Source organism: Arboricoccus pini (assembly GCF_900187945.1).
Lineage (GTDB): Bacteria > Pseudomonadota > Alphaproteobacteria > Geminicoccales > Geminicoccaceae > Arboricoccus > Arboricoccus pini.
Genome location: NZ_FYEH01000021.1, coordinates 41,305 through 53,789 on the forward strand (window position 1 = coordinate 41,305; position 12,485 = coordinate 53,789).

The 12,485-nt window shown below is 65.0% G+C and carries 11 protein-coding genes and 1 pseudogene; 2 read left to right on the forward strand and 10 right to left on the reverse strand.

Translation table 11 applies throughout. From position 1 onward, the window contains the following. Positions 1–8 precede the first annotated feature (8 nt). Positions 9–1,412 carry an amidase gene (locus CFB17_RS18415; RefSeq protein ID WP_088563044.1) on the reverse strand — a complete coding sequence of 468 codons (1,404 nt, stop codon included), beginning with the start codon at positions 1,410–1,412 and terminating at the stop codon, positions 9–11. Between the two features lie 259 nt (positions 1,413–1,671). Here CFB17_RS18415 and CFB17_RS18420 point away from each other — a divergent pair, with 259 nt between their 5' ends. Beyond that, positions 1,672–2,859 (forward strand): MFS transporter, encoded by a 1,188-nt coding sequence (locus tag CFB17_RS18420; protein ID WP_088563045.1) that lies wholly within the window; start codon positions 1,672–1,674, stop codon positions 2,857–2,859. 59 nt (positions 2,860–2,918) lie between these two features. Here the strand turns inward: CFB17_RS18420 and CFB17_RS18425 are convergent. From CFB17_RS18425 to CFB17_RS18465, 9 genes and pseudogenes are all read right to left on the reverse strand, one after another. Then, positions 2,919–3,293 (reverse strand): annotated as a pseudogene (locus CFB17_RS18425) (NAD-dependent dehydratase); the annotation flags it as partial. A gap of 51 nt (positions 3,294–3,344) precedes the next feature. Next, a complete protein-coding gene (locus CFB17_RS18430) occupies positions 3,345–4,172 on the reverse strand; it encodes an urease accessory protein UreD (protein ID WP_106408577.1) in 828 nt (275 codons plus the stop codon). A gap of 2 nt (positions 4,173–4,174) precedes the next feature. Beyond that, the gene (gene ureC, locus CFB17_RS18435) at positions 4,175–5,881 is read right to left on the reverse strand and encodes an urease subunit alpha (RefSeq protein ID WP_088563048.1); all 1,707 of its coding nucleotides are present in this window, start codon (positions 5,879–5,881) and stop codon (positions 4,175–4,177) included. 13 nt (positions 5,882–5,894) lie between these two features. Then, positions 5,895–6,596, reverse strand: a complete 702-nt coding sequence (ureB, locus tag CFB17_RS18440) for an urease subunit beta (RefSeq protein WP_088563061.1) — start codon at positions 6,594–6,596, stop codon at positions 5,895–5,897. A 15-nt stretch (positions 6,597–6,611) separates the two neighbouring features. Continuing rightward, on the reverse strand, positions 6,612–7,307 hold the full coding sequence (locus CFB17_RS18445) for an urease accessory protein UreF (RefSeq protein WP_088563049.1): 696 nt from the start codon (positions 7,305–7,307) through the stop codon (positions 6,612–6,614). A 17-nt stretch (positions 7,308–7,324) separates the two neighbouring features. Then, positions 7,325–7,948 carry a TetR/AcrR family transcriptional regulator gene (locus CFB17_RS18450; RefSeq protein ID WP_088563050.1) on the reverse strand — a complete coding sequence of 208 codons (624 nt, stop codon included), beginning with the start codon at positions 7,946–7,948 and terminating at the stop codon, positions 7,325–7,327. Beyond that, entirely contained in the window at positions 7,948–8,724 is a 777-nt protein-coding gene (locus tag CFB17_RS18455) for an ABC transporter ATP-binding protein (protein ID WP_088563051.1), read from the reverse strand. The genes CFB17_RS18450 and CFB17_RS18455 overlap by 1 nt, the downstream gene beginning before the upstream one ends. Before the next feature lie 4 nt (positions 8,725–8,728). Then, a complete protein-coding gene (locus CFB17_RS18460) occupies positions 8,729–9,547 on the reverse strand; it encodes an ABC transporter permease (protein ID WP_088563052.1) in 819 nt (272 codons plus the stop codon). A 68-nt stretch (positions 9,548–9,615) separates the two neighbouring features. Further along, the gene (locus tag CFB17_RS18465; protein ID WP_088563053.1) at positions 9,616–10,692 is read right to left on the reverse strand and encodes a putative urea ABC transporter substrate-binding protein; all 1,077 of its coding nucleotides are present in this window, start codon (positions 10,690–10,692) and stop codon (positions 9,616–9,618) included. A 306-nt stretch (positions 10,693–10,998) separates the two neighbouring features. On the opposite strand from CFB17_RS18465, the gene CFB17_RS18470 reads away from it, so the two are divergent. Next, entirely contained in the window at positions 10,999–12,315 is a 1,317-nt protein-coding gene (locus CFB17_RS18470) for an NtaA/DmoA family FMN-dependent monooxygenase (protein ID WP_088563062.1), read from the forward strand. Positions 12,316–12,485: the final 170 nt, after the last annotated feature.

A 12,485-nucleotide genomic window follows, 5' to 3' on the forward strand; every position in this document is an offset into this window, starting at 1 on the left:
CTACGGAATCAGCCGATCTTGGGGTGGCGTAGATGCCAGTCGGTGACGCGCTGGAATGCCGCACCCGCCTGGACCAGCAGCGCTTCCGAGAGATGCGTGCCGACGAGTTGCAGGCCGATCGGTACGCCGTTGGCGTCAAAGCCGCCAGGAAGTGTGATCGTCGGATTGCCCGCCATGTCGAAGGGGGCCGTGAATTTGAGGACGTTGGTCAGGACGTCGGCACTCCGTTCGTTGGCCCATTGCTCGAGCGTGGGCACGGGACCGGTCAGGACGGGTGCCAGCATCAGGTCGACCTCGGCAAAAAACGCCTTCAGGCGGGCTTTGAAGACGTCACGCGCGATCTGCAGCCTGGCGATCTCGACACCCGTCGTGGCGTAGCCCAAGTCGATCAGCCCCTTAAGCTCGGGACCATATTCGCTGGCGCGCGCGGGGTAGGTCGCAAGATGGGCATAGGCCGTCTCGACCGCGCAGTAGGTCGTCCAGCCCTCCAGCACGTCCGTCCAGTCCGGCATCGGCACGACGCGCACATCGGCGCCCAGGTCCTTCAAGACGGCCAAGGCTGCGTCGAGTGCCGCCACGATGGCGGGGTCGCTGCCCTCCATGATGTAGGCCGGATCGTAGGCGATCCGCAGGCCCTTGACGCTGCCTGCCTTGCCCAGCGTCAAATAGTCCGGCACCGGATCGGGCAGGCTGGTCGGATCGTTTTGATCCTTGCCGGCGATGGCGCCAAGGACGATGCCGGCATCCAGGGCATTTCTTGCCATCGGCCCCACATGATCAAGCGAATCGGAAAGCGGCATGACGCCGTAACGGCTGACACGGCCCCAGGTGGGCTTGATGCCGGTTAGGCCGCAGGCGCCTGAGGGAAAGCGGATCGAACCACCGGTGTCCGAGCCCAGTGACGCGAAGCAGAGCCCCGCCGCGGTGGCAGCGCCCGAGCCACTTGAGGAAGATCCGGTCCAGCGCTCAGCCGCCCAGGGGTTGCGCGGCGCCTCGATCGAGGGATGATGCGCACTGAAGGCACCCTCGGTCATCTTGAGCTTGCCCAGGAGCACGGCACCCGCCTGCGCCAGGCGCACCGTCACCGTCGCATCGAAGGCCGGCTTTTGCGCCGCATGGATCGGCATGCCGCCACCTGTCGGGATATCCTTGGTGAAGCAGAGATCCTTAAGGGCGATGGGCACACCGTGCAGGGGCCCCCGCCATTGGCCGCGATCCAGCTCGGCCTCGGCCGCCTCGGCCTGAGCGCGGGCATGCTCGGGCGTGACGAGCTGGTAGCTCTTCAGGCCGGCATCGAGCTCGCTTATCCGGGTCAGCATCGCCTCGGTCAGCGTCACGGGCGAGACCTCGCGCCGCCGGATGGCCTCGGACAATTCGGTAATGGACCAGAAGGGCAGGGCAGCCGCTGTCATCGTCGTCAACTCCAGAACTAAACGCGTGCTTAACCTTTGGGCAGATGCGCAAGGCTAGATGAAACCGTGATCACAGACCCTGAAGTCGCGACGTCAGGGCGCCCAAATCGCCATGCCCGTCCAGCGCCCGCTAGTTCCATGCCAGCAAGTCCCACCGCGCTGCGCGACCCTGGGCGGATATCGGCCGTAGAAGAATGACACTAGGATCGGCGGCACGCCACTCGGCGCCCGGACCCCCTTGGAGAGAAGAGCCAAGCGCTTGAAGACCATTGCCCACGTGGCCGCCATCGAGCCCGACAAGGCCGCCATCGCCGCGATCGTCCTTGGCGTCACCGCCTTTTCCGTGGCCCAGGGTCTGACCTACCCGCTGATCGCCCTCAATCTCGAGGCAAGGGGCCTTCCGGCCTGGCAGATCGGCTTGAACGGCGCCGCCTTCGCAGCTGGCCTCGCTACCACCACCTTCCTCATCGGCTGGCTCACCAAGCGTGTGCGCGGCGACTGGCTGATCGTCCTCGGCCTGCTGGGCTGCTCCTTGGCGCTGGCTCTTCTTTGGCTGACCCACTCGGTCCTGTTCTGGCTGCCGATCCGCTTCGGTCTGGGCGTTGCCGCCAGCCTCGTCTTCATCATGAGCGAGGCCTGGCTGAACGCCGCCACGCCCGAAACTCTGCGCGGCCGTGTTTCCGGCCTCTACGGCTTTGGCCTCTGCCTGGGCTTTGCCGCCGGCCCCCTGGCCATCCCCGTCCTTGGCACCTCCAGCAGCTTCGCCTTCGGCATCCTGGCGATCTACGTGGCCCTCGTGGCCTTCGCCACGGTGGTCCTCAGTCGACGCGCGCAGACCGTGCCGGCACCCTCGCCGGCCGGCGCTCTCTGGCATTTCCTGCGCCACGACCCCATTCTCGTGCTGATGGTCTTCGCCTTCGGCTTTGCCGACATCGCCGCCATTTCCGGTATGCCCGTCTATCTCATCCGCAGCGGTCAGTCCGACACGCTGGCGGCCTTGAGTGTCAGCGTGATCGCGCTGCCAACCGCGATCGCCCAGCCCTTCGTCGGCTACCTCTTGGACCGCGTCGCGCGTCGGCGCGTGGCCATCGGCGCCAGCCTCCTGACGGCCTTGAGTTTTCTTTGCGTGCCGCTTTTGGAATCGGCAGCGGGCATCTTGGCGGACTTTGCGCTCCTGGGCGTGGGCAGCTTCGCGCTCTATACCTCGGCACTCACCTTACTGGGCGAACGCTATTCCGGTGGCCTCCTCGTCGCCGGGAGTGCCGCCTTCTCAATAGCCTACGCATCGGGCAGCGGCGCCGGCTCGGCCGCGATCGGTCTCGCCATGGATACCCTGGGGCTGGCGGCTGGCCCTGCCTGCACCGGCCTCATTCTTCTGGCGCTGACCGGCCTTCTCCTCGTCAAGGACCCGGGAGCGCTGCCCGCGGCACCGCTGGACGCCGGGTAGAAGCGGCATCCCGGCATCAGGCCGGCCGCCATTCCGCGCCGGTGCCTCGTCTCTCCGGATCAGGTGGCCGCGCCCTGGCGGTAATCCATGGCCTTGAGATCGCTGATCAGGCGGGGGCCCTCAGGCTGCCAACCCAACCGCTCGCGTGTCCACGCACTTGATGCCGGCATGTCGAGGCGGATGAACATCGCCAGCCAGCCGAAATGACCCGCCGCTTCCTCCGGGAACAGCGACCTGACCGGCACGCCCATGCCAGCGCCGATCGCCGCCGCGATATCCCGCACAGGGACGCCTTCCTCGGCCACCGCGTGATATCGGGCACCGGCTTCATGCTGCGTCAATGCCGGGCGATGGCGCCTGGCGACGCCGATGAGCGGCGAGATCAGACCCTGCTTCTAGGTATCGTGGACGTGGGACAGTCGCACCACCGCGAGAACGAGCTAGCCTCGCCATCCAGTCCTCGCCGCTGGCCGCTCGGAGTTTCGTCAGGGGCCAGGGAGTTCTGCTTGGATCGCCTCCAGACGTTCGGTGAAGCGCAGCATGCCGTCATCCAGGCCGCCACCATCCAGGGCGGCCAAGCGGACGAGCAGGCCCGCCTCGCGCCTGAGCGGCGTCGCCGCCACATGCAGGCCCGGCATCTCCACGGCCTGGAGAGACTGCGCCAATTCCGTCCAGGGCGCGGGCCTCAGGCTGGCCAGGAGGAGCGTGCCGAAGGCGCGATAGGGCCCGATGATGCCGGGTCCGCCCGCCGCCAGCGCCAGGCCCGTCACCGACTGGCGATCCAAAAGGATGCGCCGGCCCGCCGCCGAGCAAAGGTCGATCTCGTTCGCCAGCAGTCTGAAATGCTCCCCGGCCGCCCAGGGATCATGCGTCATGAAGCCGTCGCGAAAGATCAGCGTGGCACCGGCTGCGAGCCTGAAGCGGAAACGCTGCGTCACCTGGCTTTGCGGAAAGAGGATGAGCGGGCGGGCCAGATAGGCAAGGCATCCGCCGGGGGCGATCTCGACCTCGACCTCGACCTCCGCCTGACCCCCGTCCCGCATGGCGTGCACGGTGGTCGCGGCCGGCAATTCCAGGCGCGCGTCGGCGCCCGACTCGACCGCCAGGCACTGGCGAAGTTGCTCGCCCGAGAACAGGCCGCCCGAAGCCGACTGGACGATGACGTGGCAGCCGGCCGCAGCGCGGGCAGGACGCAATGGCGCCTGGATCGCATAGGGATAGGCGACCCGCCGGCGGACCAGCCGGGTATCGGCTTGGGCGCGGCGAAAGACGAGGTCGAGTGCCGCGGGCTCGACCGGGATTGGGGCATCCAAGATCAGCGCATCATGTAGCGGCGGTTCAACGGAACGCGGGCGGCAGGCTCGCAGGTCAACGGCACGCCATCGGCGCGAACGACGAAGGTCTGCGAATCGACCTCGATGCGCGGCAATGCCGCGTTGCGGACCATGTCCTTCTTGCCCAGGCGGCGCACCGACTTGATTTGCACGAAGGCCTTGCCGACCTTGAGCTTGGTGCGCACGTCGGCCTCGATCGCCAGCTTCGAGACGAAGGTGACGCCCAGTTCCTGCGGCGAGCGGCCGAACGAGCCCCACATCGGCCGTTGGATCATGGGCTCGGATTCGATCTGGCTCGCATTGCCGTCGCCCATGACCGCCCAGACGATGAAGCCGCTCTTGATGACGGCCGCGGGCTTGATGCCGAAGGAGGCGCGGGGCCAGAGCACGATGTCGGCCATCTTGCCGGGCTCGAGCGAGCCCACATGTGCATCGATGCCCGAGGCGATGGCGGGGTTGATCGAGAGCTTGGCGATATAGCGCTTGATGCGCTCATTGTCGGCCCTGGCGGTTGTCTCCTCGGGCAGCCGGCCGATCCGCTCCTTCATGACATGCGCCAGCTGCCAGCATTTTGCGGCGTTCTCGGCCAGCCTTCCCATGCCCTGCGTATCGGTTGCGAAGATCGAGATCGCCCCCATGTCGTGGAGGAAGTCCTCAGCCGCCATTGTCTGCGGCCGGATGCGGGATTCGGCGAACGCCAGGTCCTCCGGCAGGCGCCAGTCCATCATGTGCGCCAGCATGGTCATGGGAATCCCCTCGTTCAGCGCATAGGCGGTGAAGGGATTGGTGGGGTTGGTCGAAGAGGGCAGCACGTTGGCCTGGCCGTTGACGCGCAAGAGGTCGGGCGCGTGGCCGCCGCCCGCCCCTTCGGTATGGAACATGTGGATCGTGCGATCGCCGATCGAGGCCAACGTGTCCTCGCAAAAACCGAACTCGTTGATCGTGTCGGTATGCAGGTTGACCTGGAAATCGTTGCGATCGGCGGCGATGAGCGAACCATTGATCACCGCACCCGACGCCCCGAAATCCTCGTGGATCTTCACACCCAGCGCGCCGCCGGCCACCGATTCCTCGACGGCGGCGGGATCGGAACAGCCGCGTCCGAGGAAGCCGAAATTCAACGGCGAGAACTCGGCCGCCTGGATCATCTGGCCGGTCACGTTGGGCCCAGAAGTGCTGACGTCGAAATGCGGCCCCGGCGACATGCCGATCATCGTCGTGGTGCCACCGGCCAGCGCGTGCTCGTTTTGCTGCGGCGAGAGAAAATGCGCGTGCGCCTCGATCGTCCCAGGGGTCGCGATGAAGGCCTCGCCATGGATCACGGTCGTGTTGGGGCCGCAGACGAGAGCCGGATCGACGCCCGCCATGATGTCGGGATTGCCGGCCTTGCCCACGCCGGCGATCCGCCCGTCGCGAATGCCGATATCGGCCTTGATGATGCCGAGGACGGGGTCGATGATCGTGGCGTTCTGGATGACCGTATCGAGCGCGCCGGATGCATAAGTGCCGTCCGTCTTGAAGCCTTCGCCATCGCGCATAGATTTTCCGGCGCCGGTCGTCAGTTCGTCGCCGTAGCTGGTCAGGTCCTGCTCGATCATGGCCAGGAGGTTGGTGTCGCCCAGGCGTACCATGTCGCCCTTGGTCGGGCCGTACATCGAGGCGTAGCGCTCGCGGGTGAGGGTCGTCATGGCTGTATCCTCCTCAAGCGCCCTGATAGCCGCGCTGCTTTGCCAGATCCCGGGCCGCTTGGCGAACGGTCTCGTCGCCGATGGCACCCTCGGTCAGTCCGCCCTGGCCGCGCACGACGCCGTTACCCGCCATGGGCACCAGCTGCACTGTTCGCCGCAGCCCGGGCTCGAAGCGCACGCCCGACCCCGAGGCCGCGTCGAGGCGCATGCCGAACGCCTTGGCCCGATCGAACTGCAGCATCCGGTTGACCTCGAAGAAATGCGTGTGGCTCCTGACCTGGATGTCCCGATCGCCTAGATTAACAACATCCAGGCTGATTCGAGGGCGGCCGGCATTGAGTTCGATCTCGGGCGCTGCCTCGTCGACGATCACCTCGCCAGGCACCAGGGCATCGGCGATGGGCTCCTTGCCGGTGGCGATCGGATCGAAGACGATCACCATCTTGGTGCCTTCCTCGAAATTGGCCTCCACGGAGATCTTCTCGATCATCCTGGCCACGCCCGGCATGACGTCGTCGGTGGTGAGCAACTGACCCGCCATCTCGACGATCGCCTCGTAGGTCATGCCCATCCTGGCCCCAAGCAGCATTTCGTCGGCGATGAGGGCAACCGCTTCCGGCTGCGACAGGCGGCAGCCCCTGGTCTTCAAGGTCCGCGCCAACTGCGCCGCGTTGAAGATGATCAGCCGCTCCATCTCGGTCGGTGCCAGGTTCATCATCGACTTCTTCCTCTAGCTCGCGAAAAGGCGTCCGGATTGGCTCGCGTGACGCATCATCGCCATGTCGGCAAGGGGGGTGAAACTCGTGGCCGCGCTCAGGGGCGGCAGCGACGGATCGGCCGCTGCCGCGATCTCGGCGCGGCAGGCAAGGAGGGCGCGCTGGCCATCCAGGTGGCTGATCAGCCCGAGCCTGGTTGCGGCCGAGCAGAAGGCCGCCGCCGTCTGGTAGGCAGCAACGAGCAGCGTCTCCATGAGCCCGAGTCCGACCCCCGCCAGGACCAGGCCCTGAACGATCGGCAGATGACCCTGGACCTCGCCGGCCAGGACCAGACGGCGATAGGAGGCGACGCCCGGCGTGCCCAGTTGCGCGTGTACCAGCAAGAGCGAGCCACCGGCCCGAATGGAGCCCAGTCGCTGCGTCTCGCCGACGAGCATTGCGTCCAGCAGATCGTCGTCGATGCCAAGGGCGGTGGCATCGCCGGCCTTGGCGTGCGCATGGCCGACGAAGAGCCGGTCGAAGCTGGCCCAACGCCCGGTCATCTGGCCGCCAAGGAACGCGGCGAAGCCGGCGCGATCCAAGTGCCCGTCCGCCTGCAGCGTCTCCAGCCCCCAGGAGAAGGCAAAGCTGCCGCCGGGAAACTGGCTGTCGCCATGCTGGAGAGCTGTCAGGAGCGACAGCTTTCCAGCCATCGCCGAAGTCTCACTCATCTGTTCCAGCTCATCACTCAGGACGTCACCGCCAGAACATGCTCTTGCAGATCGGCCCAGCTGTCAGCGGCCAGCGCCTTGATGTCCGTCGAGGGTCGGGTCATGGCGACGAAGAGCAGGCCGTCGATCTGGATCGAGATGAAGCGGATCGTCCGATCGACGTCGAGACGGCGAAACAGGCCGGCCGCCATGCCGTCCTCGAGGCAGGCGCGCAGGATCTGCCGTTCGCGCTCGTAGAGATAGTCGATGAGCTCGTTCAGCCGTCGATCGTCCTGCAGGCTGCCGCGATAGGCGATCATGATGCGCGCCATCTTCCGCAGCGATTCGAACATTTCGATATTGACGTTGAACCAGTCCGTCAGTGCCCCCACCGGGTTGCCATCCGTCGATCGCGCGCGGTAGCGCTCCAGCGTGCGATTGACGGCCAATTCGAGTGCTGCGTGGCAAAGATCGTTCTTGCCAGCAAAATAATAATAGATGAGAGCGACGTTAACGCCGCAGCGATCGGCGACCTCACGCATCGAGACCGAGGCGAAGTCGCGCGTCGAGAAGAGATCCAGGGCAGCATCCAAGATAGCGGCGGCCCTGCCATCCGGCGGCAATGCCCGGCCGCTCGATGCCGGCAGTTCGAGCGCACCCATCAGGCGACGGCCTCCAGCATCCGGACAGCCTCGGCCTTGCGTGATTCGCGCACGATCTTGGACTTGGCCTCTATGTCGGAGACGATGCGCGAGCCATAGGCGGTGGGGTCCTGCGGGTCGTAGCGGATCTTGTCGATCGCGATGACCCGCGTGCTCAGCGAGAAGGCCTCCGAGAGATCATGCGTGACCATGACGATGGTCATCTGGTTTTCCTCCCACAGCTCGCGGACGAGATGGTGCATTGATTTTCGCGTGTGCGGATCGAGCGCCCCGAAGGGTTCGTCCAGCAGCAGCACCTTGGGCCGGACGATGAGCGCCTGCGCGATGGCGAGACGCTGCTGCATGCCGCCCGAGAGCTGGTGGGGAAACTTGTCGGCCGACGACCCCAGTCCGACGCGCTCCAAAAGACGCATCGCCTCGGCTTCGACTTCTCCGCGCTCCTGGCCGCGCAGTCGGCCAGTAAGGGGCGCCTTCGCCCATTCCCGGCCCAGCGTGACGTTGCGCAGGACCGAGAGATGCGGAAAGACCGAGTAGCGCTGGAAGACGACGCCTCGGTCCTGCGAGGGCTCCGGCGCGATCGGCTGCCCATCGATCAGGATCTTGCCATGCGTGGGCTGCTCCTGGCTCAGCAGCAGGCGCAGAAAGGTCGATTTGCCAGCACCGCTTGGCCCGACGACGCCCAAAAACTCGTGGTCGGCGAGCTCCAGCGAGATGTCTTCGAGCACCCTGACGCCGCCATATTCCTTGGAGACGGACTTGAACGCGATGGTCGTCAAGGATCTACCCTTCCTTGGGATTGTACCAGGGGTAGCAGCGACGTTGGGTGGCCACGAGGGCCACATCCATGAGGAAGGCCAGGAGCGTTATCCACGCGACGTAGGGCAAGATAACGTCCATGGCCAGATATCGCCGGACCAGGAAGATGCGATAGCCGAGGCCGCCCTCGGAGGAGATTGCCTCGGCGGCGATCAGATAGAGCCAGGCCGGTCCGAGCGAGAGGCGCAGCATGTCGATCAGGCGTGGCATGACCTGCGGCAGCACGATGCGAAGGATCATCTGCCAGCTCGAGCCGCCCAGGGTCTGCGCCTTGATCATCTGCTCCTTCGGCAGTTCGCCGACGGTGAGCGCCACCGCGCGAACGATGTAGGGCGCCACGCCGATCACCATCAAGATCAGCTTGGCGGGCTCGCCCAGGCCGAAGAGGATGAAGAGGATCGGCAGGATCGCCAAAGGCGGGATCAGCGAGATGACCGCCACCAGGGCGCTGAAGCCCGCTTTGACATAGGGAATGAAGCCGATGACGATCCCTAAGACGAGCCCGATCACGGTCGAGATCAGAAGGCTTGAGAACAGCCGCAGCAGGCTCACATAAGTGTCGGTCCAAAACAGATACTGGCCGCTCAGGGGATCGACTTTCAGGGCCATGCGCGCGAGCGCGGCGCCGAAGGACGAAAACGACGGCATGAGCTTGTCGGCCGGATTGACCGCCAGCCTCGCTTCGGATGCCGTCAAATAGACGAAGCCGATCAAGAGGAAGGGCAGAATGGCCAGGAACAGGCCGGGCCCGCGGCCAGGGCTGTAATTGATGACGCGTTTCATCAGGCACCGCCGATCAGGAGGCGGTCCGGGCCCTCATGGCGACCCGGACCAGGAAAGACAGGCAAAGGCTAGAGCTTGCCGGCCGCCGCCAGGGCCGTGATATCGTCATTGACCCTGAGCTTGACGTTGGCGGTGTTGCCCAGGACCGAGCCGTCCGGGAAGCTGATGCCAACGTCGTCCTTCGAGGTGGCTCCCTGGCCGAAGAGTCCCTGCTCGAAGGAGAAGGTGCGGATATTGTCCCAGATTTCCTTGGTCGAGGCGGCGGTCAAAAAGTCGCTCGCTTCCTTGGCTGTCTTGAAGAAATGCGTCGTCGCCTCCTGGCTCTCGAAGCCGGCGACATCGGTGCCCATACCGGCTGCCATGACCTCGCGCATGTCCTTGGCCTTGGCATCGTTGCCGCTCAAGATGCCAAGGGCCTCGTACCAGGCCCCGGCCAGCGCCTTGATGGCTTCGGGGTGCGCCTTCATCGTTGCCGTCTTGGTGATGAAGACATCCATGATCTCGCCTGGAATCTCCTGCGAGGTGAAGAGCACCTTGGTGCCTGGCACGCCCTTGATCATGTCGTCGGTCATGGGCTTCCAACTGGCCACGTTCGTGACGTCGGGCGAGGTCAGGTAGGCCGAGGCGATGTCGGCGTCGGAGATGTTGACCGTCTTGACGTCGCCAAGGCCGGTCATCCCGTTCTTCACCAGCGCGCGCTGCAAGAGATAATGCGAGACCGAGAACTGCACGAGGTCGACGGTCTGGCCCTTCAACTCCTTGACCGAGCCGGCCTTCTTGGACAGGAGGACGTCATTGCCGTTGGAATAGTCGCCGATCATGAAGAGCGTCGTGTCGACGCCGCCGGCTGCCGGCATCGTCAGGCCGTCCATGCCGGCCACGGTGACGATGTCGAGGTCGCCGCCGATGAACTGATTGATGCTGCCCACATAGTCGTTGACCAGGGTGACCTTGAGGTCGACATTATATTTGTCGCCCCATTTCTTCAGGATGCCGCTCTTTTCCATGTAGACCAGCGGCATGAAGCCCACATAGATCGACCAGCCGATCTTGATGGTCGGCCGTTCGGCCGCCCGCGCCGGCGCCAAGCCCGTCACCAGGAGGACGGCTACGAGGCAGATTGCCCCGATGATGCGTCTGTTCATGCAATCTCCCATCTCTGGCGCCACCGGACATCCGCCCGGGGCCTGCGCCGGACACCTGTCCGGGCCACCTCGGTGCAAGGGGTGCAAGATGCGGGCCTAGGCGAATTGCATTTGCGGCGCCCCGGGAAAGTTCGCTAACAGCGCCCAATTTGACGTCATCAGCCTCAAAATTAAGCGCTCGTTTAAGCGTTCGCAGACCCGGCAACTGATTTAAGCGGTCGTTTAAGAGCTTCACGCGTCATCACGGCGACTGGCCTGTTCCTTGCGGCGCGGCCTCACGAATAGAGACCGTTTTGGATGAGGATGATGGCGCAAAAGAAATTCCACATGGGCTGGTTCTTGAACTTCACGGTCGACGAATGGACCGAGCCGCATGCGGGGCTGGGCGGCAATCCCTGGAACGGCAAGTTCTATGTCGAGGTCGGGCAGATGCTGGAAAAGGCTTGCTTCGACTACATGATGATCGAGGACAAGCTGATCGTCTCCGAAGCTTATGGCGGCACGTCCGAGGTCTATCTCAAGCACGGGCTTATGGCGCCCAAGCACGATCCCGTGCCGCTGGCGACGACGGTGGGAGTGATGACGCAAAAGCTGGGCGTCGTCGCCACGATCTCGACCCTGGGCTATCCGCCTTATCTCCTGGCGCGCGCCTGCTCGACGATCGACAGCCTGGTCGAGGGGCGCTTCGGCTGGAACATCGTCACCTCGGCCGAAGATTTCGCCGCGCAGAATTTCGGTATGGAGAAGCTGCCGCCGCGCGAGCAGCGCTACGAGATGGCGGACGAGTATGTGGATCTCGTCAATCAACTCTTCGATTCATGGGACAAGGATGCCGTCGTCCTGGATCGCGAGAGCAGGACCTATGTCGATTACAAGAAGGTCCGTCCGATCCACTTCAAGGGCAAGTATTATTCCTGCCGTGGGCCGCTCAACACGGTGCCCTCGCCGCAGCATCGCCCGGTCTATGTCCAGGCGGGCGGCTCGCCGCGCGGGCGCGACTTCGCCGCCAAGCACGCCGATTCGATCATCGCCGTTGCCAACGGCGTGCAGGAGATGAAGGCATATCGTGAGGACATTCGCGCCCGCGCGGCCAAGCACGGTCGCAATCCCGACGACGTCAAGGTGCTCTACCTGATATCGCCCACGGTTGGCGCGACGACCGCCGAGGCCAAGGAGAAGTTCCGCCGTATCGTTGAGCACCCGGACTATATCGAGCAGTCGCTGGCGCTGATTTCCTTCATCACCGACATCGATTTCGCCCAGTTCGATCTCGACAAGCCTTTGCCCGGCAAGCTGACGACGAACGGCGAATCCGGCTCGCTCGACAAGTTCCAGCAATGGGGCAGCGGCAAGACGCTGCGCCAGCTCTGCGTCGACGAGGCGGGTGGGGCGGTCTCCTCGATCGAGCTGGTCGATTCCTACGCCAACGTCGCCGAGCGCATGGCCGATGCCATGGCCGAGGTCGGCGGCGATGGCTATCTGATCACCTCGCCCTCGCACCGCGTCAGTCGCCGCTATGTCAGCGACATCTGCGAAGGCGTCATCCCGATCCTCCAGCGCCGGGGCGTCGTGCGCACCGAATATACGGGCAAGACGCTGCGCGAGACGCTGCGGGAGTTCTAGAGCGGGCTAGCCTCGGAACCAGCCAGCGCAAGGCCGCTCGATGCGGGTTCACTTGCGCGCCAGCACTTTGCTTCTGGCGCGCGAGCGGCCCGGCTATTTATTGAGATCGACGACGCGCAGATAGGGCTTGAGGGTCTTCCAGCCCTGGGGGAAGCGGGCCTTGGCGTCCT

What these genes read in the sequence shown, in the direction of transcription:
- CFB17_RS18415 (WP_088563044.1), bottom strand. Translation starts at nt 1,412, where the DNA reads ATGACAGCGGCTGCCCTGCCCTTCTGGTCCATTACCGAATTGTCCGAG.
- CFB17_RS18465 (WP_088563053.1), bottom strand. Translation starts at nt 10,692, where the DNA reads ATGAACAGACGCATCATCGGGGCAATCTGCCTCGTAGCCGTCCTCCTG.
- CFB17_RS18445 (WP_088563049.1), bottom strand. Translation starts at nt 7,307, where the DNA reads ATGAGTGAGACTTCGGCGATGGCTGGAAAGCTGTCGCTCCTGACAGCT.
- ureC (WP_088563048.1), bottom strand. Translation starts at nt 5,881, where the DNA reads ATGACGACCCTCACCCGCGAGCGCTACGCCTCGATGTACGGCCCGACC.
- CFB17_RS18460 (WP_088563052.1), bottom strand. Translation starts at nt 9,547, where the DNA reads ATGAAACGCGTCATCAATTACAGCCCTGGCCGCGGGCCCGGCCTGTTC.
- CFB17_RS18450 (WP_088563050.1), bottom strand. Translation starts at nt 7,948, where the DNA reads ATGGGTGCGCTCGAACTGCCGGCATCGAGCGGCCGGGCATTGCCGCCG.
- CFB17_RS18470 (WP_088563062.1), top strand. Translation starts at nt 10,999, where the DNA reads ATGGCGCAAAAGAAATTCCACATGGGCTGGTTCTTGAACTTCACGGTC.
- ureB (WP_088563061.1), bottom strand. Translation starts at nt 6,596, where the DNA reads ATGAACCTGGCACCGACCGAGATGGAGCGGCTGATCATCTTCAACGCG.